Raw genomic sequence first — 23667 nt, 5'->3', positions numbered from 1 at the left:
CATTCACAACCTGCAAAATACCCCTTCCTGGCACGTGCCAACTGCACAACGCGACTGCTGGCAAAGTCGTATACCATATCCCCAACCAAGCCAAACGACCGCCGCCGTGACCTTATCCAAGTTCAATCTGCCTGATCTGGGCAACACCCCTTCCACTTCGGAAATCATCACCCGTCATCTGCGCGAAGCCATCGTGGCCGGGCATTTTGCCGAGGACGAGCCCATTCGCCAGGACGACATCGCCCGGCAGTTCAACGTCAGCAAGATTCCCGTGCGCGAAGCCCTCAAGCGCCTGGAAGCCGAGGGGCTGGTGATGTTCCAGCGCAATCGCGGGGCGATGGTCACGCGCATTTCCGAGGCGGAGCTGGCGCAGATGTTCGAGGTGCGGATGCTGCTGGAAGACAAAGTGCTGCGTCTGGCGATTCCCAACATGACCGAAGAGACCTTCGTCCGCGCCGAGAGCATCTGCCGTGAGTTCATCGGTGAAGACGACGTGGGTCGTTGGGCTGAACTGAACTGGCAATTGCATGCCTGTCTCTACGAGCCGGCGCAACGCCCCTTTCTGGTGGGTTTGATCCGCTCGGTGCACGACAAGCTGGAGCGCTACCTGCGCATGCAGATGAGCCTTTCGGCCGGCAAGGAACGCGCCGACCACGAACACCGGGAAATTCTTGCGGCCTGCCGCGCCGGTGATGTGGAGCGGGCGGTGAAGTTACTGGACGAACACATCGCCGGCGTTTGCAAGACGCTGTTCGAGTTCCTGCCTTCGAGCCATTGATGCGCCGCTGCTGTGCCGATTTCGTCATGAGTGACAGATAAATCCATCAAGCCGTCCCCCCCCAGCGCGGGCCACGCTTGCCGTCACTCATCTGAACGGACGTGGCCCCCCATGAAACGCATCACCGTGATCGATTCCCATACCGGCGGCGAACCGACCCGTCTGGTCACCGACGGTTTTCCCGACCTGGGCCAAGGCAGCATGGCCGAGCGCCGCCAGCGTCTAGCGACACAGCATGACGCCTGGCGCACCGCCTGCGTGCTGGAACCACGGGGCAGCGATGTGCTGGTGGGGGCGCTGCTCTGTGAGCCGCAGGACCCGAGCGCCTGTGCCGGGGTGATCTTCTTCAACAACAGCGGCTACCTGGGCATGTGCGGCCACGGCACCATCGGCCTGGTGACGTCACTGGCACACCTGGGCAAGATCGGCCCTGGCGTGCACACCGTCGAAACCCCGGTGGGCACGGTGCAAGCGACCTTGCATGAGGACCGTTCGGTCAGCGTACGCAATGTGCCGGCCTACCGTTACCGCAAGGCCCTGAGCCTGGAGGTGCCCGGTATCGGCCCGGTGGTGGGCGATGTGGCCTGGGGCGGCAACTGGTTTTTCCTGATCGCTGACCATGGCCAGCGCGTGGCGGGCGACAACCTCGACGCGCTGACCGCCTATACCTACGCCGTGCAGCAGGCCTTGGAACGGCAAGGTCTGCGGGGTGAGGACGGTGGCCTGATCGATCACATCGAACTGTTCGCCGATGACCCGCACGCCGACAGCCGCAACTTCGTGCTCTGCCCCGGCAAGGCGTATGACCGCTCCCCATGCGGCACCGGCACCAGCGCCAAACTGGCGTGCCTGGCCGCTGACGGAAAACTGCAACCCGGGCAGATCTGGCGCCAGGCCAGTGTCATTGGCAGTGAATTCGAAGGCTCCTATGAGTTCGACGGCGAGCGCATCGTGCCGACCATTCGCGGCCGCGCCTACATCAGCGCCGAAACCACGCTGGTCATTGAGCCGGATGATCCGTTCGCCTGGGGCATCGTCCCGTGAACGCCGGCCACGTCGCCGATGTGATCATCATCGGTGCCGGCATCATCGGCGCCGCCTGCGCCCGAACGTTGGCCCGGCGAGGCTTGAAGGTCCTGGTACTCGATGCCGGTTGGCACGGCGCCACAGCCGCCGGCATGGGCCACTTGCTGGTGCTGGACGACAACCCGGCGGAACTGGCCCTCAGTCAGTATTCCCTGCAGCGCTGGCGCCAGTTGGCCCCGGCCCTGCCCGAAGCCTGTGCCTGGCGCAACAACGGCACCCTGTGGCTGGCGGCCAATGCCGAGGAAATGGCCGTTGCCCATAGCAAGTACCTGAACCTGCTGGCCCATGGTGAAGACTGCGAGCTGATCGGGCGTGCGGCCCTGCAGCAGCGTGAGCCGCAACTGCGCGAAGGCCTGGAGGGCGGCCTGCTGATCAAGGGCGACGGGATCCTGTACGCCCCGGCTGCCGCGCGCTGGATGCTGGAGGAGGCCAATATTGCTCAGCAACGCGCCCAGGTCGTTGAAGTGGATGGCCATCGAGTGCGTCTTGAGGACGGTCGCTGGTTGAACGCAGAAGCGGTGATTCTCGCCAATGGCATCCAGGCCACCGAGCTGTGCCCGGAGTTGCCGATCGAAGCCAAGAAGGGCCATTTGTTGATCACCGATCGTTACCCCGCCACCATCTGCCACACCCTGGTGGAGCTGGGGTATGTCACCAGCGCTCACAACGCCAGCGGTCCATCGGTGGCGTGCAATATCCAGCCGCGTCCGACCGGGCAGCTGTTCATCGGTGCCTCGCGACAGTTCGGCACCGTCGACCCGCAGGTGGAAGGCTGGATGCTGGCAAAGATGCTCAAGCGTGCTGTCGACTACATGCCAGGCTTGGCACACCTCAACGGCATCCGCGCCTGGACCGGTTTTCGCGCCGCCAGTCCCGACGGCCTGCCGCTGGTGGGGCAACATCCGCAACGCCCGGGCCTGTGGCTGGCGGTGGGTCACGAAGGCCTGGGCGTGACGACGGCACCCGCAACGGCCGATCTGTTGGCCGCGCAACTGTTCAACGAAACCTCACCGCTGGCGGCACAACCGTACCTGCCACAGCGTTTTCTGGGAGAACCGGCCCATGCCTGATCTGTTTCTCGATGGTCGCCCGCTCACGGTCGTCAGCGGCACCAGCGTCGCCGCCGCCCTTGCCCTGGGAGCCGACGGTTGCAGCCGCACTTCGGTCAGCGGCCAGCGCCGCGCGCCTCTGTGCGGCATGGGCATTTGCCAGGAATGCCGGGTGATGATCGATGGCCATCGACGCCTGGCCTGCCAGACGCTATGCCGCGATGGCATGCAGGTGCAAACACGACCATGAACGAAACCACCGACCTGCTGATCATCGGCGCCGGCCCCGCCGGCATGGCCGCCGCCCTGGCCGCGGCAAGCAGCGGCATGCGCATTGTGCTGCTGGACGATAATCCATTGCCGGGCGGGCAGATCTGGCGCGACGGCCCCCAGGCTCACCTCCCCGCCGAGGCCCGACGTCTGCGCAACTCATTACAGGCATGCGCCAATGTGCGCTGCCACGCCGGCACCCGAGTCATCGCCTGCGCCGCCGATAAAACCCTGCTGGTGGAAGATGCCGAACGCGGCTGGCAGATCACCTACCAGCGCTTGATCCTGTGCACCGGCGCGCGCGAACTGCTGCTGCCCTTCCCCGGCTGGACGCTGCCGGGGGTGACCGCCGTCGGTGGTTTACAAGCATTGATCAAGAGTGGCCTGCCAGTGCGCGGCGAACGGCTGGTGATCGCCGGCAGCGGTCCGTTGCTGCTGGCCAGCGCCGCCACCGCCAAGCATCAAGGGGCGCAGGTACTGCGAGTCGCCGAGCAGGCCAGTCGTGGCGCCGTCGCCGGTTTCGCCGCGCAGTTGCCGCGCTGGCCGGGCAAGTTTTTGCAGTCGTTCAGCCTTTTCGATCCACACTACCGCACCGGCACGCATGTGCTGGAGGCCCTGGGTCGCGAGCGGCTTGAGGGCGTGCGCTTGCTGCAACAGGGCAAGACACTTGAACTGGCCTGCGACCGTCTTGCCTGTGGGTTCGGGCTCATTCCCAATACTCAGCTCGGCCAGGCCCTGGGCTGTGGTCTTGAAGGCCAGGCGCTGGCCGTTGACGCCTGGCAAGCGACTACCCGCCACGACCATTACGCCGCCGGTGAATGCACCGGTTTCGGCGGCAGCGAACTGGCGCTGGTGGAAGGCGCCATCGCCGGCCACAGCGCCGTCGGCAATAGTGTCGCCGCGCAACGCTTGTGGCCTCGCCGGGCACGCTGGCAAGGTTTCGCCCGGGCGTTGAACAAGGCCTTCGCCTTGGACGCGCGACTCAAGACCCTGGCTCGGGACGACACACTGGTGTGCCGCTGCGAAGACGTGCCGTATGGCGAGCTGGTCGGCCAGCCGGACTGGCGCGCAGCGAAACTGGCGAGCCGGTGCGGTATGGGGGCCTGCCAGGGGCGGGTCTGCGCTGCCGCGCTGGAACATCTGTTCGGCTGGCCCTCACCCACGCCGCGCCCGCCCTTCAGCCCGGCGCGGATCGAGACTTTGCTGCACCTGCAAGAAACCCCGACAACCTGAGGCCACACCAGATCCTTCTGTGGGAGCGAGCTTGCTCGCGAATGCGTCGGCACATCCAGCATCGATGCAAGCTGACCCACCGCTTTCGCGAGCAAGCTCGCTCCCACAGTGGACCGCGTCAGGCCTGGACTTCCTGCCTCGATGACTTTGCCCCTATGATCCCTGCGTCCCCTCAGAAACCTGACGCCATGTACCCCACGCTCACTTCCTTCGCCCCCTGCGATTTACCGACCCTGCTCAACAGCCTGCAACCCATCGCGCCGTTGCTCGACACCCTGTCGGACGTGGTGTTTTTCATCAAGGACAGGCAAGCCCGCTATGCCTTCGTCAACCAGACCCTGGCCCGGCGCTGTGGCTTCAAACAAAGCGCTGACCTGCTGGGCCTCACTGCCGAGCAGGTTTTTCCCGAGCGTTTCGGCCCGCTGTACACCGAGCAGGACCGACGGGTGCTGGCCAGCGGCCGGGAACTGGCCGACCAGCTCGAACTGCACCTGTACTACGGCAACCAGCCGGTGTGGTGCCTGACCCATAAACTCGCCCTGCATGCGCCCAACGGCCAGATCGTCGGCCTGGCCGGGATTTCCCGGGACCTGCAACTGCCGCAGTCGAGTCACCCCGCGTTCCACAAACTGGCGGCGGTGGATGCCCATATCAAACAGCACTTCGCCCACCCCATCAGCCTTGCCGACCTGACCGCTATCGCCGGGTTGTCGGTGGCGCAGTTGGAGCGCCACTGCAAACGCATCTTCCAGCTCACGCCTCGGCAGATGATTCACAAGGCACGGCTGGAAGAAGCCTCGCGGTTGTTACTGGACCACGACCTGCCCATCACCGAAATCGCCCTGCGCTGCGGCTACACCGATCACAGCGCGTTCAGCCGGCAGTTCCGCGCCTTGACCAGCCTTTCGCCCAGCCAGTATCGCGAAAATCAGCGCTGACCGGGTGTTCCCTGGTGGGGCATGGGGACCGCGATTGCTCCTATCTGTAACACCGCACGCAAGTGTTGTTCGCCTCTGACGCAGCTCCACGTCTTTTAATGCATACACATCAAAGCCTTACCAATGACCACTGACTCCACCTCAAACCGGCACGCTGCTTGCTTTATTCAATATCGTATACGAAATCCTCAATACGATATTTCATCCGCATTTATTCGACAGCGAGGCATTTATGAAAAACCCTGCATTGGCTGTAGCCCTGAGCGTTGCCCTCACGCCCCTTTTCATCGCCCCCGCTCACGCCGACAAACTCGACGACATCATCGGCTCCGGCAAGCTGCGCTGCGCCGTGACCCTGGACTTCCCGCCCATGGGTTTTCGTGACGCTGGCAATAAACCCGCTGGTTTTGACGTGGACTATTGCCACGACCTGGCGAAAGTCCTCGGCGTGGAACCCGAAGTGGTGGAAACACCGTTCCCGGACCGGATCCCGGCGCTGGTTTCCGGCCGTGCGGACGTGATCGTCGCCTCCACCTCCGACACCCTGGAGCGGGCCAAGACCGTGGGCCTGACCGTGCCCTACTTCGCGTTCCAGATGGTAGTGCTGACCCGCGACGATACCGGCATCAACAGCTACGACGACCTCAAGGGCAAACCTCTGGGTAACACCAGCGGCACCTACGAAGCCATCGCCCTGGAAAAAGACCAGAAAAGCTGGGGCAGCGGCAGTTTCCGCGCCTACCAGTCGCAGAACGACACGCTGCTGGCCGTCGCCCAGGGCCACATCGATGCGACCGTGGTGACCAACACCGTGGCGGCCGCGACCATCAAGTCGGGCAAGTACAAGAACCTGAAAATCGCGGGCAACGCGCCCTATGTCATCGACTACGTGTCCCTGGGTGCCAAGCGCAACGAGTACGGGTTGATCAACTACCTCAACCTCTTCGTCAACCAGCAGGTGCGCACTGGCCGTTACAAGGAGCTGTTCGTCAAATGGGTGGGCACCGATATCCCGCCGGCCGACCTGGTGGTGCCGCAGGTTTACTACTGAGGATTGAAGCATGCCAAGCACGCCTACCCGTGTGACGGGCCGAAGTCTGGTGGAGGGTGCCGCCCAGGGCCCCCTGCTGTACGCCGATGTGGGCCTGAGTTTCTGGGGCGGGGTCGATCCGGCCAGCGGCGAGGTGATTGACCGCCATCATCCGTTGAGCGGCGAACGCCTGGCCGGGCGTGTGCTGGCGATTCCCAGCGGGCGTGGCTCCTGCACCGGCAGCAGCGTGCTGATGGAACTGATCAGCAACGGCCACGCCCCTGCGGCCCTGGTGCTGGCCGAGGCCGATGAAATCCTGACCCTGGGCGTGCTGGTGGCGCAGGTGATTTTCCAGCGTTCCCTGCCGGTGGTGTGTGTCGGGCACGAGGCCTTCAAGCGGTTGCGCGGCCAGGGTTTTGTGCGCATTGAAGGCGCTTGCCTGACCTTGTCGGGTCAGCGCCCCGCCGATGGCTGGCATGGGCTGGACTTTCCAACCCCCGCGCTCAACTGTTCAACCATCAGCCTCAGCGAACCGGACCAAGCGCTGCTGGACGGCAGACACGGCAAGGCGGCCCAGGTCGCAATGCAGATTGTATTGCGCATGGCCGAGATCCAGGGCGCTACACAACTACTGGATGTGACCCAGGCCCACATCGATGGCTGCATCTATACCGGCCCGGCCAGCCTGCGTTTTGCCGAACAACTGGTGCAGTGGGGCGCGAAGGTGCGCGTGCCCACCACGCTCAATTCGATCTCCGTGGACCAGCGGCGCTGGCGGGAACTGGGCGTCGATCCCGCCCTGGGTGAGCCGGCCAGCGCCTTGGGGGATGCCTACATGGCAATGGGTGCGCAGTTGAGTTTCACTTGTGCCCCCTACCTGCTCGACAGCGCGCCCAAGCCTGGCGAGCAGATCGTCTGGGCCGAATCCAACGCCGTGGTCTACGCCAACAGCGTGCTCGGTGCCCGCACGCAGAAGTATCCGGACTTCCTGGACATCTGCATCGCCCTCTGCGGCCGCGCGCCATTGACCGGCTGCCATCTTGACGCGCAGCGCAAAGCCGCGCTGATCATCGATGTGCCGCCGTTGGGGCCCGTAGACGACAGTTTCTATCCGCTGCTGGGTTATCACATCGGCAGCCTGACGGGCCGTCTCATCCCCCTGATCCGCGGCCTGGAGCACGCCGCCCCGACGCGGGATGACTTGAAAGCCTTCGGCGCCGCGTTCGCCACCACCAGCGCCGCGCCGCTGTTCCACATCGCCGGGGTGACGCCCGAGGCCCTCGACCCGGTCGATGTCCTGGAACCGGGAGTCAGTTTGCCGCAGGACACTGTCAGCGCTGCCGGCCTGCTCGCCAGTTGGCGTGAACTCAACAGCGCCCGGCACCGCCAGGTGGACGTGGTCTCCCTGGGCAACCCGCATTTTTCCCTCAGCGAATTCGCCGCCCTGTCGGCCTTGTGCGCCGGCCGCCACAAGCATCCGGAGGTGGTGCTGGCGATCACCTGTGGCCGAGCGGTACTGGAACAGGCTCGCGAAGCGGGCCATCTGCAGGCCATCGAAGCCTTCGGCGCGCTCCTGGTCACCGACACCTGCTGGTGCATGTTGGGCGAGCCGGTCATTCCGCCTGAGGCCACCACCCTGATGACCAACTCCGGCAAGTACGCCCATTACGCACCGGGTCTGGTCGGTCGCGGCGTGCACTTCGCCAGCCTTGCGCAGTGCGTTGAAGCTGCGTGCAGCGCAACGGCCAGCGGTCAACCGCCGACGTGGCTGCAACCGACTGTCCATACGGGGGGCCTGACCGATGTTTGACTACAGCTTCCAGTGGCGCCCGGCCTTGCGTGCCCTGCCCGACATGCTCGCCGGGGCCTGGGTCACCTTCGAGACCGCGGCGCTGTCGATGATCTTCGGCGTGCTGATCGCCCTGGTGCTGACGGTGATGCGCCAGGCCCGCCATCCGCTGCTGCGCGGCGTGGGCAATGGCTGGGTGTCGATCGCCCGCAACACGCCCTCGCTGTTCCAGATCTACATCCTTTACTTCGGCCTCGGCTCTCTCGGGCTGCACGTCAGTTCCTGGCTGGCGTTGCTGGCCGGGATCACCTTCAACAACGCCGGTTACCTGGCGGAAAACTTTCGCGGCGGCCTCAAGGCCGTGCCGAGTACCCAGATGCGCGCCGCCCGCTCCCTGGGCATGAGCGCCTGGCAGGCCTACCGGATGATCATCGTGCCGCAACTGCTGCGCATCGTGTTCTACCCGCTGACCAACCAGATGGTCTGGGCGGTGCTGATGACTTCCCTGGGTGTGGTCGTGGGCCTGAACAACGACCTGACCGGCGTCACCCAGGAATACAACGTCAAGACCTTCCGCACCTTCGAATACTTCGCCCTCGCGGCGGTGCTGTATTACCTGATCGCCAAGCTGATCGTCGGGCTGGCCCGGCTGTTGTCCTGGCGCCTATTCCGTTATTGAGTGTTTCGTTATTGAGGGCTCGTCATGTTTGAAACCAGCCTCACCCTTAACGACCTGCTGTTCTTGCTCGACGGGGCCTGGGTCACGCTGCAACTGACCGCGTGGTCGATCCTGCTGGGCTCCCTGGCCGGCTTGCTGTTCGGCCTGCTGCGGGCATTGCTGCCGCGGGCCAGCCTGCCACTGGCCTGGGTACTGGACGTGTTTCGCAGCGTTCCGCTGCTGATCCAGTTCGTGCTGTTCAACGCCCTCAAGAGCATCGTCGGCCTGAACCTGAGCGCCTTCGCGGTCGGTTGCATCGTGCTCGGCGTCTACGCCGCCGCCTACTTCACCGAGATCGTGCGCGGTGGCGTGCTGGCGGTGCCGTTGAGTACCCGGCGGGCCAGTCGCTCCCTGGGCCTGAGTTACCTGCAGGATCTGCGCTACATCGTCCTGCCGATTGCCACGCGGGTCGCATTCCCTGGCTGGCTGAACCTGGTGTTGGGCGTGATGAAAGACACCGCGCTGGTGATGTGGATCGGCATCGTCGAACTGCTGCGCGCCTCGCAAACCATCGTCACCCGCATCCAGGAACCGTTGCTGGTGCTGTGCATCGCGGGCCTCATTTACTACGTCATGAGCCTGGTGGTCGCCCGCCTTGGCGCACGTCTGGAAAGAAGGTGGCAGGAAAATGATTGAGATCGAGAACGTACACAAATCCTTTGGCGAGCTGGAAGTGGTCAAGGGCGTGAGCCTGACGGTGGACAAAGGGGAAGTGGTGTCGATCATCGGTGGCTCCGGCTCCGGCAAATCGACCCTGCTGATGTGCATCAACGGCCTTGAGCCGATCCACAAAGGCAGCATCCGCGTGGACGGCATCGAGGTTCACGACCGCGCCACCGACCTCAACCGCTTGCGGCAAAAGATCGGCATCGTGTTCCAGCAATGGAACGCTTTCCCCCATCTGACCGTGCTGGAAAACGTGATGCTGGCGCCTCGCAAAGTGCTGGGAAAAAGCAAGCAGGAGGCCGAAGCGCTGGCGCTGCAACAGCTGGAACATGTGGGCCTGGGAGACAAACTCAAGGCCTTCCCCGGCAAGCTTTCCGGTGGTCAACAACAGCGCATGGCGATCGCCCGGGCCCTGGCGATGTCGCCGGACTACATGCTCTTCGACGAAGCCACCTCGGCCCTGGACCCGCAATTGGTGGGCGAAGTGCTGGACACCATGCGCATGCTCGCCGAAGACGGCATGACCATGGTGCTGGTGACCCACGAGATCCGCTTCGCCCGGGACGTGTCCGACCGCGTGGCGTTTTTCTGCGACGGGCGGGTCCATGAGATCGGGCCGCCGGATCAGGTGATTGGCCACCCTGTGCAGCCGGAGACGGCGGCGTTTCTCAAGTCGGTGAAATAGCGATGGCCCCATCGCGAGCAAGCTCGCTCCCACACTGTTTCGTGTACACCACAGAACCCTTTGTGGGAGCGAGCCTGCTCGCGATGAGGCCCGACCAGACAACCCAAGGAGCAGCCAATGCGCTCATCAAAAATCATCCATGTCGTCAGCTGCCACGCCGAAGGCGAAGTCGGCGATGTGATCGTCGGCGGCGTCGCACCACCGCCCGGCGCCACCGTATGGGAACAGTCACGCTGGATCGCCCAGGACCAGACCCTGCGCAACTTCGTCCTCAACGAGCCCCGTGGCGGCGTGTTCCGTCACGTCAACCTGCTGGTGCCGGCCAAGGACCCGCGGGCACAGATGGCCTGGATCATCATGGAACCGGCCGACACACCGCCGATGTCCGGTTCCAACTCGTTGTGCGTCGCCACTGTGTTGCTCGATAGCGGCATCCTGCCCATGACCGAGCCCCAGACGCGCTTGGTCCTCGAAGCGCCCGGCGGGCTGATCGAAGCGGTGGCCGACTGCCGCGACGGTAAAGTCCAACGGGTGGAAATCAAGAACGTGCCCTCCTTCGCCGACCGCCTCGATGCCTGGATCGAAGTCGAGGGACTGGGGTCGCTGCAGGTGGACACTGCCTACGGCGGCGACAGTTTCGTCATCGTCGACGCCCAGCGCCTGGGTTTTGCTATCCGTCCTGATGAAGCGGCCGAATTGGTGGCCGTGGGGTTGAAAATCACCCGGGCCGCCAACGAGCAACTGGGCTTTGTCCATCCGTTGAACCCGGACTGGTCGCATATCTCGTTTTGCCAGATCGCCGCGCCCATCGTCCTGGAGAACGGCATCGCCAGCGGTGCCAACGCCGTGGTGATCCAGCCCGGCAAAATCGATCGCTCCCCCACCGGCACCGGTTGCTCGGCGCGCATGGCGGTGTTGCACGCCAAGGGGTTGATGCAAGAGGGAGAGCGCTTCATCGGCCGCTCGATCATCGGCTCCGAGTTCCACTGTCGTATCGATTCATTGACCGAAGTGGCCGGGCGCCCGGCGATTTATCCGTGCATCGCCGGGCGCGCGTGGATCACCGGCACGCATCAGTTGCTGCTCGACCCGGCAGATCCCTGGCCACAGGGGTATCGGCTTTCGGATACCTGGCCTGGCGCATGACTTTCGAACTTTGCACATCTCCCTGTGGCGAGGGAGCTTGCTCCCGCTGGGCTGCGCAGCAGCCCTCTTGGATTGCCTGACACATCGAGTTGTCAGGTCATTGTTGGGGCCGCTTCGCGCCCCAGCGGGAGCAAGCTCCCTCGCCACAGGGGATTTGTAGTGAATTAAATTTTTGCGCATACGAAACACCATAACCGGAGACAACCATGAGCAAACGCATCAACTGGAGCGGCGTATTCCCCGCCGTCACCACGCAGTTCAACGATGACTTTTCCATCAACCTGGAAAAAACCCATCAAGTGATTTCCAACGTCATCCGCGATGGCGTGTCAGGCCTGGTGGTCTGCGGCTCGGTGGGGGAAAACACCTCCCTGAGCGCCGAGGAGAAAATTGCCGTGACCGAAGTGGCGGTGGATGCTGCCCGGGGCCGGGTGCCGGTGATCTGCGGCGTGGCCGAGTTCACCAGCGTGCAGGCGGCCAAGGTCGCCAACGCAGTGCGCCGGGTCGGCGTCGACGGCGTGATGCTGATGCCAGCGCTGGTCTATGGCTCCAAGCCGTTCGAGACCGCCGAGCATTTCCGCTACGTGGCCCGGCATGCCGACGTGCCGTTGATGGTCTACAACAACCCGCCGATCTACAAGAATGACGTGACCCCGGACATCCTGATTTCCCTGGCCGATTGCGACAACGTGGTGTGCTTCAAGGATTCGTCCGGCGACACCCGGCGCTTCATCGACGTGCGCAATGAAGTCGGCGACCGCTTTGTGTTGTTTGCTGGCCTGGACGACGTAGTGCTGGAAAGCCTGGCCGTGGGTGCCGAAGGCTGGGTCTCGGGGATGTCCAACGTGTTCCCCCAAGAGGGCGAAACCATTTTCCGCCTGGCCCGCGCCGGACGTTTTGCCGAAGCAATGCCGATCTATGAATGGTTGATGCCGATCCTGCACCTGGACGCCCGCGCCGACCTGGTGCAGTGCATCAAACTGTGCGAAGCCATCGCCGGTCGCGGCAGCGCCCTCACCCGCCCACCGCGCCTGGCGCTGCCGGAGGAGGATCGCGTGTACGTCGAGCAGATCATGGCCAAGGCCCTGGCCAATCGGCCGGTGTTGCCGGATGTGGGGCTTTGACCGCAGGACATGGCGCTGACCGGCGGTGATAGCGCCGCCGCCATCGCGAGCAGGCTCGCTCCCACATTCACCACAAATCCCTGTGGGAGCGAGCCTGCTCGCGATAGCGGTCTGCCTGAATCGACTATGCTGGATGTGCCGCCCTCATCGTGAGCCAGCTCGCACACAAGGTGCCCCATGAACTATTTCCTGGCCCAGGCCCTGAACAATCAGTGGGCCAATCACCGACTACTCACTGCCTGCGCGCCGTTGAGCGAGGCCCAATACCAGGCACCGCGCACGGGGTTCTTCCCGTCCATCCAGGCCACGCTTTGCCACATCCTGGAAGTGGACCGCTATTACCTCACCGCCCTGGAAGGCGACCGTGACGGCCAGATAAAGGATTTTTCCGAGACCCTGGCCTTTGCCCAATTGCTGCACAACCAGACTCAAACCGACCAGCGACTGGTGGCATTCTGCGAAGCCCTGCGGGAAACCGACCTCGCCCGCTCCGTCGATCTGGTGCGTGTCGACGAGGTGGTGCGCGAACGAATCGACCGACTGCTGTTGCACCTGTTCGAACATCAGATCCATCATCGCGGACAGGTCCACACCATGCTCAGTGCCACCCACGTCAAGCCGCCGCAACTCGATGAGTTCTTCCTCGACTGCGACCGCAGGTTTCGCGAAGAAGACGAGCAGTCACTGCAGCTCGGCGAAGACCGCGTCTGGCGCAACTACCTGCCGGGCTGAACCGATGATCCAACAGGAGACCTGCCATGAAACACATACTCGGTTGCATCGGCTTATCGTTGATGCTGGTGGCAACGACAGCCCTGGCCCATCACGGCTGGAGCGAGTACGACACTGACAACACCCTGCAACTCAACGGAACGATAGAAGAATCCGGCTATTCGCATCCCCATGGCTTCGTGCGCCTGAAAACGGCGGACAAAACCTGGACCGTGGTCCTCGCCCCGCCGTCACGCATGGAGAACCGAGGCCTGAGCAAGGACATGCTCAAGCCTGGCAACCAGGTGGGCGTGGGCGGCTATGCAAACCGCAACAAACCCGATGAGTTGCGCGCAGAACGCATCACCGTCGACAACAAGACCGTCGAGTTGCGCTGATGCAGGCCATCGAGGCAGGCAACGACCCGCAGGGCTGGCTGGACCAACTGGAAGGTTCGTCCCTGGCGCTGGCCATGCGCGGCGAACTGTGGCTCTACCCGTTGGTGGAGGTGGTGCACATCATCGGGTTTTCGCTGTTGGTGGGCGCGGTGGTGATGTTCGATTTGCGGGTGCTTGGGGTGTCCAAGGACATTGCCGTGACGGCGCTGGCCCGCCACCTACTGCCCTGGGCCCTTGCGGCCCTGCTGTTGATCGTACCCGCCGGTTTGATGATGTTCAGCGCCCATCCCCATGACTTCGCCGGCAATGGCGTGTTTATCCTCAAGCTGTGCCTGATTGCGGCGGCGGGCCTCAACGCCCTGGCGTTTCACCTCGGGATTTATCGCACGGTCAGCCAATGGAACACCGCCAGCGCGGCACCAGGACTGGCAAAAGCGCAGGCGGTGCTGTCCGTGGCGATATGGTTCACGGTGGTGTTGTGTGGGCGCTTGCTGGCCTATACCTGAGATAAAAAGTGCGATGGCCTTGCCGGCCATCGCCAATCGCCCACCTCAGGCGCGCTCAGATCCGTGCGGGTGACACGATGATTTTCACGTTGTGCTCCTTGTTGTTGACCAGTTCCTCGAACCCCTGGCCAACGATCTGCTCCAGCTGGATACGCCCGGTCACCAGCGGCGAGATGTCCAGGCGCCCATCGGCGATGAAGGCAATCACGTCGGCGAATTCACCGTTGTAGGCCAGCGCGCCAAGTACCTGCTTCTCGGTGGAGACCAGTTCAAAGAAGTTGAACTCGCTCGGTTCCTCGAAAATCCCCACCAGCACACATTTGCCCGCCTTGCGGATCAGGTCGATGGCAAGTTTGGCGGTGTGTTTGTTGCCGATGCACTCGAAACTGACATCGGCACCCAGGCCAGCGGTCAGGCGGCGGACTTCGGCCAGGGCGTCGCACTCGTTCGGATCGATCACTTGACTGGCCCCGACTTCCAGGGCCTTGGCCTTGCGCGCACCGGACATTTCCAGGGCGATCACCTGCGCCGCGCCGGCGGCCTTGGCGCACATGATGGTGCACAGGCCGATGGTGCCGGCGCCGACCACCACCACGTTCTGGCCCAGCAGGCTGCCGGCCTTTTTCACCGCATGCATACCCACCGCCAACGGCTCGATCAGCGCGCCGGCTTCGGCGGGAAAATCAGCCGGCAGTTTGTAAAGCAGATTGGCCGGCACATTGACCAGCTCCGCGAACGCACCGTTGTTCATCAGCCCGGTGAACGCCAGGTTTTCGCAGATGTTGTAGAGCCCGTGGGTGCAGTAATAGCAGGTGCCACAGTGCTGACAGGCATCGGCCGCCACCGGCTCGCCGACGCTGAAGCCCTCGACACCAGCCCCCAATTCGACGATTTCACCGCAGAACTCATGGCCGAGGATGCACTGGCCCTTGATGCCGGTCAGCGGATGCGGCGCGTCCACCGGAATGAACACCGGCCCGGCCACATATTCATGCAGGTCAGAACCACAGATGCCGCACCACTGCACGCGGATCTGCACCCAGCCGGCGGGCGGCGCTACGGGCAGCGGCACGTCTTCGACGCGGATGTCGTTGCGGCCATGCCAGACAGCGGCGCGCATGCTGCGGGTAGGCTTGATTGAAACGTTCATAGCGTTGCCTCCAGAATTTTGTAGGGGCGACGAATCACCGCGCCGCCCGCTTGATCAGTGCTGCTCAATGAACCCGAGGATCAACCGGTTGACCTGCTCGGCCGCTTCCATTTGCACCATGTGCCCCTGGCCGGGCAGCACCTCGACCTGGGCACTCAGCCCATCGCTGTGGACCGCCGGGATGATCGCGTCGTCGCTGCCCCAGATCACCAGCGTCGGGACGTGGCCGGCCTGCACCACTTCGCGTAAATCCACCTGCTGGCGGCCGTCGGCGAACAGCGTCGCTGACAGTTGCAACAGCGCAGCGTCCACACCCTCCAGGCGCTTGTACTTGAGCATGTCATCGAGCATCTGCCGGTTGACCAGCTCGGCATTGGAGAACAGTTGCACCAGTTGCGGCTTGAGGGCGTTGCGGTTGGCCGCTTCGACAAAACCTTTGAGGTAGCTGCCATTGATCTGCGCGCCCAGCCCGGCACTGCCGATCAAGGTCAGCGACCGCACTCGCTGGGGCATCAGGCGCGCGGCGTTCAGCGACACCGCCCCACCCATGGAATGCCCCACCAGATGCACAGCGTTGATGTCCAGGTGATCGAGCAAGGCCAGCACCACGCCGCTCAGTTCGTCCAGGTCACCGCGTTGCAGTGTCTTGGCGGATTCGCCATGGCCCGGCAGGTCCAGGGCGATGACCCGACGCCCGGCCGCCAGTGCTTCGTGGTTGAACATCCAATTGTTCAGGTCGCCGCCGAAACCATGCACCAGCAGCAGCGGCGTGCCGCCTTCGCCACGCTCGAAAAAGCGGATCACCCGGCCATCCAGTTCGACTTTCTGCGGTTTCGGGCCGCTGTCTTCGTCGGCAGCGTCGCCGGGCACAAAGGACGACTGGAACTGCTCGATGACCGCATCGATCTCGGCATCGCTCGCTTCACCGTCGACGACAATCCCGAGCAAGGCGCCGACCGCCAGGGTTTCGTCCTGTCGGGCAACCTGCCGCCGCAAGATCCCGGAGAACGGCGCTTCGACGCTGCTGGAAATCTTGTCGGTTTCCACGTCCATCACTTCATCACCCTTGGTGATGGCCTGGCCCTCCTCCTTGAGCCAGGCATCGACCCGGCCTTCGGTCATCGACAGGCCCCACTTGGGCATGGTCAGGGTATGAATCTGGCTCATCAGCGCTTGCTCCACTCGATCACGTTGAGCACGGCTTGTTCGATCTTCGCCGCGTCAGGGATGTACAGGTCTTCCAGGGCATCGGAGAACGGCACCGGGGTATGGGGCGCGGTGACCATTTCAATCGGCGCCTTGAGCGCGCCAAAGGCTTTTTGCGCCACCAGCGCGGAAATGTCGGTGGCCATTGAGCAGCGTGGGTTGGCCTCATCGATGACCACCAGGCGCCCGGTTTTCTCGACGCTTTCCAGGATGCTGTCCTCGTCCATCGGGCTGGTGGTGCGCAGGTCGATGACCTCGCAGTCGATGCCGCGCCCGGCCAGGCTGCGGGCCGCGTCCATCGCGGTGTTGACCATGCGCCCGTACGACACCAGGGTCACGTCTTTGCCGTCGCGTAGGAAATTGGCCTCGCCGAAGGGAATGGTGTAGAGCTCTTCCGGCACCTCGCCCTGCATGCTGTAGAGCAATTTGTGCTCGCAGAAGATCACCGGGTCGTTGTCGCGGATCGCCTGGATCAGCAGGCCCTTGGCGTCGTAAGGCGATGACGGACACACCACTTTCAGCCCCGGAATGTGCGTCCACAAGGAGGTGAGCATTTGGGAATGCTGGGCGGCGGCACGCAAGCCGGCGCCGACCATGGTGCGGATCACCAGCGGCGTGGAGGCCTTGCCGCCGAACATGTAGCGAAACTTCGCCGCCTGGTTGAGGATCTGGTCCAGGCAGCACCCGGCGAAGTCGACGAACATCAGTTCGCACACCGGGCGCACGCCACAGGTCGCCGCCCCGACCGCCGCGCCGACGTAACCGATTTCCGACAGCGGCGTATCCAGCACACGTCCGGGAAACTGGTCGTAAAGCCCCTTGGTGACACCGAGTACACCGCCCCAGGCGTCGTTTTCACCGGGCGCGCCGGCACCACCGGCGACGTCTTCGCCCATGATGAAGACGCTGGAGTCGCGGCGCATCTCCTGGGCCAAGGCTTCGTTGATTGCCTGCTGATAGCTGATTTTTCTCGCCATGATGGGATTCTCTGTTCTTGTTTTATGAAGAGCGTTCAGGGATAGGAGACGTAGACGTCGGTCAGCAGGTCCGCCGCGGTGGGCTTGGGATCGGACTTGGCTTTGTACACGGCGTTTTCGATCAGCAACTCGATCTCCTTGTCGATCTGGTCCAACTGCTCGACGGTGAGCAATCCGGCCCGCGTGGTGCGCTCGCGAAACTGCATCAGGCAATCCTGGTTCTCGCGAAAATGCTTGACCTCGTCGGGTGCCCGATAAGTCTGGGCATCGCCCTCGAAGTGGCCGTAGTAACGGGTCAGCTTGACCTCGATCAGCGAAGGCCCCTCCCCGGCACGGGCGCGTTCGACGGCGGCCCCGGCGGCTTCATGCACGGCAAAGAAGTCAAAGCCATCCACCGTCACCCCGGGCATGCCGAAACCGGCGGCGCGGTCGGCAATGTGATCGCAGGCCACCGACCAATTGGACGCGGTGGCTTCGGCGTAGCCATTGTTTTCAGCGATGAACAGGCACGGCAGGTTCCACACCGAGGCCATGTTCATGGCTTCGAATACCGCGCCTTCGTTGGAGCCACCATCACCGAAAAACACCACGGCGACGCTGTCGGTGCCCTTGAGCCGGGCGGCCAGCGCGGCGCCCACCACCAGGGGCGCGCCCGCCCCGACAATGCCATTGGCGCCGAGCATGCCTTTCTCGAAATCGGCAATGTGCATGGAGCCGCCCTTGCCTTGGCAGACGCCGGTCTTCTTGCCGTAGATCTCGGCCATCATCCCGTACACGTCCACGCCCTTGGCGATGCAATGACCGTGGCCTCGGTGGTTGGAGGCGATGCAATCGTCATCGCCCAAATGGGCCATGACGCCGGCGGCCGACGCCTCTTCGCCGGCATACAGGTGGACGAAACCGGGAATCTCGCCAGTGGCGAACTCCACGTGCAGGCGCTCTTCGAAAGCGCGGATGGTGCGCATCACCTGATAGGCGTGCAGCAGTTGATCGTGGGTGAGCGGTGTCGACATTTTTATTCTCCTGGGGTGTCTTCTTGAAGATTCAGAGGGTGTTGCGGGTGTTCGCGGCCGATGGCCAGCAAACGCTGTTGCGCGGCGTAGGCCAGCACCGCATTGACATCGATGCTCAGCGGGCCGCCGGCATCGAGAGTGACCGTGGGCCGGTCCTGCGCGTTGAATTCGATTTCCCGTTCGCCGTCCAGGGCCAGGGTGCCTCTGGAGAGCGACAGACTGTGGGCGACGCCGGGCTCCAAAGGGCCGGCGGCGAGCACGCCACAGCCTTGCAACAGACCAGGGGCCAGCGGCACCAGCAACGCTTCGGGCGATTGCGGGTCCAGGCGCATCCAGGCACCACCCGCTGCCTGGCGTGACACCGGGAACCACAAGCCGCACAGCGCCGACAGGCCGATGGATTGCGGCTCGGCGAAGGTCACGAACACCTCGGCCAGGTCCTGCGCCCGACTGATGGCCCGGGCGCCGACAAAGCGCAGCGGCGACACGGCGACGTCCACCAGGGCGACTTCGCGCAAACCGCGTCCGGCATCGCAGACCAACAGGCGTTTGTTGCGACGCAGGCCGATCTGCGCAGGTATCCGGCCGCTGGCGTACAACCCACCAGCCAATCCGGCACTGGTGGCTTCGCGCAGTTCGGGGAAGGCGTTATTGGTGCCCGTGGAGAGGGTCAGCAGCGGGATATCACCGACTTCGGCGGCCACGGCCTTGTGGGTGCCGTCGCCGCCCAGCACGGCGATCAGGCTCACCTCGCGTTCTGCCATCAGGCGGGCGGCCTGACGCGTATCTTCGACGGTCTGGCGCAGCGTCAGGTCGAGAAATTCCAGGGCCGGCCAATGGCTGCTGCGCGCCTGGCGGCTGTGGCTGTTCTTCAGCACGGCGGCGGCAATGCCGGTCATGTCGGTCGGCATCAGGACCTGCTCGATACCGGTGGCACCAAAGGCGGCCAGCAGCCGCTGGATCACCGAAACCTTGTCGGTGCTGGAAAACAGCCCAGCGTTGGCGGTCAGGCGTCGCACGTCGCGCCCCGACGCCGGGTTGGCAATGATGCCCACGGTCAGTGGACGGCGACTCATGGCGCCACCGGCAGTTGAGTAGATGGACGACCTGGGCAGCAAAACCCTCGGTGCAGAGACATGGGACACCTCGTTTTTTATTATTGGCAGTCCGAACGGGTCGGTTGCAGACGCTAGAGCAAGGGCGGTGCCAGATACCGATAGAACCGGCGAAAGGCCCGGAACAGAGCCCTCGCAGCGCCTCCTCCGAGGGAATCCACCCACGCGCTGTGAGACGCGACATGTCAGCCTGCACGAGGTTCTGGCGAGACCGTGAGACGTGGCGTCTCACACTTGCCGGTGCGGCTCGCCGAGCTTGTCTGCGCACAACGAACGGCGCTTAATGAGCGCACAACGATAAGAAGCTGAAACGGAGGCCCGTATGCTTTCCGCTCACTCCCGGGCGCATGTGGATTGCGTCAGCCGCGTACTGAAAAACGCGGCGCAACTGCCACAGCTGCCCGTCCCGGACCTGATCCTCGACTCCTGGCGTCGCTCCATGGAGCAACATCATCTGGACCCCGGTTCGCTGCAGGGCCCGCGCATCCTGTCCCAGGACGTGCTCAAGCAATGCCGCGAGCGCTCGGAACTGTTCCTTAATATCGCCAGCGAAGAAGTCGCCCGGCTGCATGGTCGGGTGCGGGATGCCGACTACTGCGTGCTGCTCACCGATGCCCAGGGCCAGACCATCGATTACCGGGTGGAAACCACCATTCGCAATGACTGCCGCAAGGCCGGGCTGTACTTGGGCACCTGCTGGTCGGAGGGGGAAGAAGGCACCTGCGGCGTGGCGGCGGTGCTCACGGCCAAAGCCCCGGTGACGGTGCACAAGCGCGATCATTTCCGGGCGGCGTTCATCGGCCTGACCTGCTCCGCCGCGCCGGTTTTCGACCCGCAAGGGCAGTTGCTCGGGGTTCTGGATGTCTCGGCGGTGCGTTCACCGGATGATCGACGCTCACAGCACCTGATCCGGCAGATGGTGGTCCAGAGCGCTCGGGAAATCGAACAGGCGTTTTTCATGAGCAGCGCCCAGGGCTACTGGGTGCTGCGGGCCCATCGCAACGCCGGCTACGTCGACAGCCAGCCGGACTTGCTGTTCGCCTGGGACGACGACGGTTGCCTGCAAGCCCTGAACCCCGCAGCCCGCCAGTACCTGCTGCAACACTACGGCCAACTGCCGCAGCACATCAGCCAGGTGTTCGACCAGCAACTGCTGCACCGTGCCCGCGACGAGCGTCTTTATCCGCTGTCCAGTCCCGGCATCGAGTCGCCTTTGCATGGTCGCTTGAGCGCGCCGCGACAGCGGGCCAATCCGCGCCCCCGGGTTGCCATGGCCCCGGTGGAGCTGGATCCTCGATTGGCCGACAGCCTGCGTCTGGCGGTACGGGTCAAGGATCGCAACTTGCCGGTGCTGATCCAAGGCGAAACCGGCTCTGGCAAGGAGGTATTTGCCCGCCAACTGCATCAGGCCAGCCAGCGTCGTGACCGGCCGTTCGTGGCATTGAACTGCGCGGCGATTCCCGAAAGCCTGATCGAAAGCGAGTTGTTCGGCTACGTTGCCGGGGCCTTCACCGGGGCCTCGGCCAAAGGTATGCAGGGCCTGCTGCAACAAGCCGATGGCGGCACACTGTTTCTGGATGAAATCGGTGACATGCCGCTGGCTTTGCAAACGCGCCTGCTACGGGTATTGGCCGAAGGTGAAGTGGCGCCACTGGGGGCGTCACGGCGCAGGGCCGTGGACATTCAGGTGATCTGCGCCACCCACCGCGACCTGGAGACATTGGTCGCCGCCGGCGGGTTTCGCGAGGATCTGTACTTTCGCCTCGGCGGCGCCCGCTTCCAACTGCCGCCGCTGCGTGAGCGCAGTGACCGGCTGGCGTTGATCAACCGCATCCTTGAGGAGGAATCGGCGCAGTGCGGGGGGATGGCGCAATTGAGCGGCGCAGCCCTGGAATGCCTGCTTGGTTATCACTGGCCGGGCAATATCCGTCAGTTGCGTCATGTGCTGCGCTACGCCTGCGCGGTGAGCGAGGCGAGTGTGATCCAGCTCAGTCACCTGCCCGAGTCATTGCACTGCACACAAGCGCCTGTCGACGCACCACAACCCAGCGCCAGCCCGGAGCGTCAGATGCTGCTCGATGCGCTGGTGCGGCATCGCTGGAAGCCCACCGCCGCTGCACGGGCGCTGGGCATTTCCCGAGCGACCCTGTATCGAAGGGTTCACCTGCATGGCATCGAAATGCCCGGCAGAAGCCCGGCGTGAACCAACGCTTATCTTCGCGCCAGCGCATGCCGCACGCACTGTTCATAGTAGGTCTGCTTGATAGCCGCGGGCTTGAGACGTGAAGCGCTGTTATAGGTCTGTTCGGTGATGCCCAGGGCGGTCATGCGCATCCACGGCCGGGGAAACTTGCGCACCTGCAACCTTTTGCGCGCGCCGTACAAGGTGATCCCGGAAAGCTTCGACGCCTGGGCGCCGGCGGCAATGTCCGAACCCCAGCGGCACACCGACTGCTGGTTTTTCGTCAGGGCCTTTGCCTGAGCCTCAAGCGAAACGGCGACCAGGAGACACGTCACCACGACCCACATAGAAATCCGCATAGGTTTGTCGCCCAACTTTCTGAAATAAAAGAAGTTTGACAACCTTGGAAAGAGCAAGGGGCCAGCACGGCTACGCAATTTTTTGTAGAGAGGGATTTATCTGTAGGAGCAAGGCTTGCCCGCGATAGCCGCACCGCGGTCGAACAACTGAACCGCGTTATCGTTCATCGCGGGCAAGCCTTGCTCCCACAGATCCCTTCGCCACAAGCAAGCTCCCTCGCCACGGGTTACTGGCTGGCCTTGGCTTCCTCCAACAATTGCCCAATCACCCGTTCCTGCTCGGCATACCGCCCTTCGCCAAAGTGGCTGTAGCGCACCTGCCCCTTGGCATCGATGAAGTAGTGGGCTGGCCAGTACTGATTGTTGAAGGCGCGCCAGATTGCATATTGGTTATCGATGGCCACCGGGTAGTTGATCCCCAGCTTGCGAACCTGCTCGCGCACGTTGTCGATGATTTTCTCGTAGCCGTACTCAGGTGTGTGCACGCCGATGACCACCAACCCCTCCTTCTCGTACTTGCGCGCCCAATCGTTCACATAGGGCAGCGTGCGCTGGCAGTTGATGCAGTCATAAGTCCAGAAATCCACCAGCACCACTTTGCCCCGCAGTGACTCGCTGCTCAAGGGTGGCGAGTTCAACCATTGCACGGCGCCCTCCAGGGACGGCATCTCGCCCTGAGGCTGAAGCGATTCCAGGGGGGCCGCGCTCGCCTTTTCGACCAGGTAATCGATGGCCTTGGGCACATTCTTCAGTACCCCCTGCTCCAGGGTCGCAGCCCCTTGGGAGGAGGTACTGGCCAACAGGCGATCATCGGCACCCGTGCCAATCGCCACGGCTGCCAGCAATACCACGACACCGGTACCCCGGCGCAGCCAGGTGGTGATCGGCAATGACAGCTTGAGGCGGTCGGCCAATCCGCGCCCGGCCAGGATCAGCACACCCAGCGACAAGGCACTGCCCAGCCCGTAAGCGAGCAGCAGCAGACTGGTTTCAGCGCTCGCGCCTTGCAGCATGGCCCCGGTCAGAATCACCCCGAGTATCGGCCCGGCACACGGCGCCCAGAGCAGCCCGGTGGCGACCCCGATCAGCACCGAGCCCACAGGCCCGGCCATCCGTCCGGCGCCGTTATCGATACGGTTGCCCAGGCTCACCAGCGGCCGCGCCAGCCATATACCGACGCGGCTGAACATCAGCGACAAGGCGAACAGCACCATCACCCACAGAGCGATTTGCCGGCCAACGCTGCTGGCTCGCACCACCCACTCGCTGCTGACCACCGCCAGACTCGAAACCAGGGCAAACGTCAGCACCATGCCGGCCAGCGTCAGCAGTACCGAGCCCCGTGAGCGATTGGCCCGGGCAAACAGAAACGGCACCACCGGAAGAATGCAGGGACTGAGGATCGTCAGGATCCCGCCCAGAAAAGCGATCAAAAGCATGGCAACACCTCAACGGTAGGTAGATAGACTGAACACACCAAATCGGGCGGCGCCTCCGTGGGAGCAAAGCTTGCTCGCGATAAACGATGACGCGGTATT

Annotated in this window: 24 protein-coding genes; 17 read left to right on the top strand and 7 right to left on the bottom strand. The window is 63.7% G+C overall.

Annotation, left to right across the window (positions count from 1 at the left end):
* The first annotated feature begins 106 nt into the window (after nt 1–106).
* The 16 genes from QOM08_RS11660 (at nt 107) to QOM08_RS11585 (ending at nt 14127) form a co-directional block, all read left to right on the top strand.
* Nucleotides 107–778, top strand: coding sequence for a GntR family transcriptional regulator (locus QOM08_RS11660; RefSeq protein WP_047228982.1), 672 nt, complete (start codon nt 107–109; stop codon nt 776–778).
* A 111-nt stretch (nt 779–889) separates the two neighbouring features.
* A complete protein-coding gene (locus QOM08_RS11655; RefSeq protein WP_274090826.1) occupies nt 890–1822 on the top strand; it encodes a 4-hydroxyproline epimerase in 933 nt (310 codons plus the stop codon).
* Nucleotides 1819–2934: an NAD(P)/FAD-dependent oxidoreductase gene (locus tag QOM08_RS11650; RefSeq protein ID WP_274090825.1), complete on the top strand. Its 1116-nt coding sequence runs from the start codon at nt 1819–1821 to the stop codon at nt 2932–2934. Before QOM08_RS11655 ends, QOM08_RS11650 begins: the two co-directional genes overlap by 4 nt.
* Nucleotides 2927–3163: a 2Fe-2S iron-sulfur cluster-binding protein gene (locus QOM08_RS11645; RefSeq protein ID WP_047228979.1), complete on the top strand. Its 237-nt coding sequence runs from the start codon at nt 2927–2929 to the stop codon at nt 3161–3163. Before QOM08_RS11650 ends, QOM08_RS11645 begins: the two co-directional genes overlap by 8 nt.
* Nucleotides 3160–4416 (top strand): FAD/NAD(P)-binding oxidoreductase, encoded by a 1257-nt coding sequence (locus QOM08_RS11640; RefSeq protein WP_316912983.1) that lies wholly within the window; start codon nt 3160–3162, stop codon nt 4414–4416. The genes QOM08_RS11645 and QOM08_RS11640 overlap by 4 nt, the downstream gene beginning before the upstream one ends.
* Nucleotides 4417–4604: 188 nt before the next feature.
* Complete coding sequence (locus tag QOM08_RS11635) at nt 4605–5354, top strand: AraC family transcriptional regulator (RefSeq protein ID WP_076385191.1); 750 nt, start codon at nt 4605–4607, stop codon at nt 5352–5354.
* 232 nt (nt 5355–5586) lie between these two features.
* Complete coding sequence (locus QOM08_RS11630; protein ID WP_047228976.1) at nt 5587–6405, top strand: transporter substrate-binding domain-containing protein; 819 nt, start codon at nt 5587–5589, stop codon at nt 6403–6405.
* A gap of 10 nt (nt 6406–6415) precedes the next feature.
* The gene (locus QOM08_RS11625) at nt 6416–8194 is read left to right on the top strand and encodes an aconitase family protein (RefSeq protein ID WP_316912982.1); all 1779 of its coding nucleotides are present in this window, start codon (nt 6416–6418) and stop codon (nt 8192–8194) included.
* Nucleotides 8187–8852, top strand: a complete 666-nt coding sequence (locus QOM08_RS11620; RefSeq protein ID WP_047228974.1) for an amino acid ABC transporter permease — start codon at nt 8187–8189, stop codon at nt 8850–8852. The genes QOM08_RS11625 and QOM08_RS11620 overlap by 8 nt, the downstream gene beginning before the upstream one ends.
* A 24-nt stretch (nt 8853–8876) precedes the next feature.
* Nucleotides 8877–9527: an amino acid ABC transporter permease gene (locus QOM08_RS11615; RefSeq protein WP_139050468.1), complete on the top strand. Its 651-nt coding sequence runs from the start codon at nt 8877–8879 to the stop codon at nt 9525–9527.
* Nucleotides 9520–10242 (top strand): amino acid ABC transporter ATP-binding protein, encoded by a 723-nt coding sequence (locus QOM08_RS11610; protein ID WP_316912981.1) that lies wholly within the window; start codon nt 9520–9522, stop codon nt 10240–10242. Before QOM08_RS11615 ends, QOM08_RS11610 begins: the two co-directional genes overlap by 8 nt.
* A 117-nt stretch (nt 10243–10359) precedes the next feature.
* On the top strand, nt 10360–11388 hold the full coding sequence (locus QOM08_RS11605; protein WP_316912980.1) for a trans-3-hydroxy-L-proline dehydratase: 1029 nt from the start codon (nt 10360–10362) through the stop codon (nt 11386–11388).
* A 206-nt stretch (nt 11389–11594) separates the two neighbouring features.
* A complete protein-coding gene (locus QOM08_RS11600; RefSeq protein WP_047228970.1) occupies nt 11595–12512 on the top strand; it encodes a dihydrodipicolinate synthase family protein in 918 nt (305 codons plus the stop codon).
* A 177-nt stretch (nt 12513–12689) separates the two neighbouring features.
* On the top strand, nt 12690–13244 hold the full coding sequence (locus QOM08_RS11595; RefSeq protein ID WP_139050471.1) for a DinB family protein: 555 nt from the start codon (nt 12690–12692) through the stop codon (nt 13242–13244).
* A 26-nt stretch (nt 13245–13270) separates the two neighbouring features.
* On the top strand, nt 13271–13621 hold the full coding sequence (locus QOM08_RS11590) for a DUF6152 family protein (RefSeq protein WP_139050472.1): 351 nt from the start codon (nt 13271–13273) through the stop codon (nt 13619–13621).
* Nucleotides 13621–14127 carry a DUF6644 family protein gene (locus tag QOM08_RS11585; protein ID WP_047228967.1) on the top strand — a complete coding sequence of 169 codons (507 nt, stop codon included), beginning with the start codon at nt 13621–13623 and terminating at the stop codon, nt 14125–14127. Before QOM08_RS11590 ends, QOM08_RS11585 begins: the two co-directional genes overlap by 1 nt.
* Nucleotides 14128–14182: 55 nt before the next feature.
* On the opposite strand, the gene QOM08_RS11580 is transcribed toward QOM08_RS11585, so the two are convergent.
* From QOM08_RS11580 to QOM08_RS11560, 5 genes are all read right to left on the bottom strand, one after another.
* Nucleotides 14183–15247: a 2,3-butanediol dehydrogenase gene (locus QOM08_RS11580; RefSeq protein ID WP_316913223.1), complete on the bottom strand. Its 1065-nt coding sequence runs from the start codon at nt 15245–15247 to the stop codon at nt 14183–14185.
* An 84-nt stretch (nt 15248–15331) separates the two neighbouring features.
* Nucleotides 15332–16444, bottom strand: a complete 1113-nt coding sequence (locus QOM08_RS11575) for an acetoin dehydrogenase dihydrolipoyllysine-residue acetyltransferase subunit (RefSeq protein WP_316912979.1) — start codon at nt 16442–16444, stop codon at nt 15332–15334.
* The gene (locus tag QOM08_RS11570) at nt 16444–17460 is read right to left on the bottom strand and encodes an alpha-ketoacid dehydrogenase subunit beta (protein WP_047228964.1); all 1017 of its coding nucleotides are present in this window, start codon (nt 17458–17460) and stop codon (nt 16444–16446) included. Before QOM08_RS11570 ends, QOM08_RS11575 begins: the two co-directional genes overlap by 1 nt.
* Nucleotides 17461–17495: 35 nt before the next feature.
* Nucleotides 17496–18473: a thiamine pyrophosphate-dependent dehydrogenase E1 component subunit alpha gene (locus tag QOM08_RS11565; protein WP_047228963.1), complete on the bottom strand. Its 978-nt coding sequence runs from the start codon at nt 18471–18473 to the stop codon at nt 17496–17498.
* A 2-nt stretch (nt 18474–18475) separates the two neighbouring features.
* Complete coding sequence (locus tag QOM08_RS11560) at nt 18476–19549, bottom strand: ATP-NAD kinase family protein (RefSeq protein WP_047228962.1); 1074 nt, start codon at nt 19547–19549, stop codon at nt 18476–18478.
* Nucleotides 19550–19910: 361 nt separating this feature from the next.
* Here QOM08_RS11560 and QOM08_RS11555 point away from each other — a divergent pair, with 361 nt between their 5' ends.
* Nucleotides 19911–21791, top strand: a complete 1881-nt coding sequence (locus QOM08_RS11555; RefSeq protein ID WP_107321687.1) for a sigma-54-dependent Fis family transcriptional regulator — start codon at nt 19911–19913, stop codon at nt 21789–21791.
* Nucleotides 21792–21799: 8 nt separating this feature from the next.
* Here the strand turns inward: QOM08_RS11555 and QOM08_RS11550 are convergent, their stop codons facing one another.
* On the bottom strand, nt 21800–22129 hold the full coding sequence (locus QOM08_RS11550) for a hypothetical protein (protein WP_047229012.1): 330 nt from the start codon (nt 22127–22129) through the stop codon (nt 21800–21802).
* A 227-nt stretch (nt 22130–22356) separates the two neighbouring features.
* Nucleotides 22357–23568, bottom strand: a complete 1212-nt coding sequence (locus QOM08_RS11545) for a cytochrome c biogenesis protein DipZ (RefSeq protein ID WP_316912978.1) — start codon at nt 23566–23568, stop codon at nt 22357–22359.
* Nucleotides 23569–23667: the final 99 nt, after the last annotated feature.

Source organism: Pseudomonas sp. P105 (assembly GCF_032614175.1).
Classification (GTDB): domain Bacteria; phylum Pseudomonadota; class Gammaproteobacteria; order Pseudomonadales; family Pseudomonadaceae; genus Aquipseudomonas; species Aquipseudomonas rhizophila.
The sequence above is the reverse complement of the archived record's forward strand: the minus strand, read 5'-3'. Positions and strand labels throughout refer to the sequence as shown.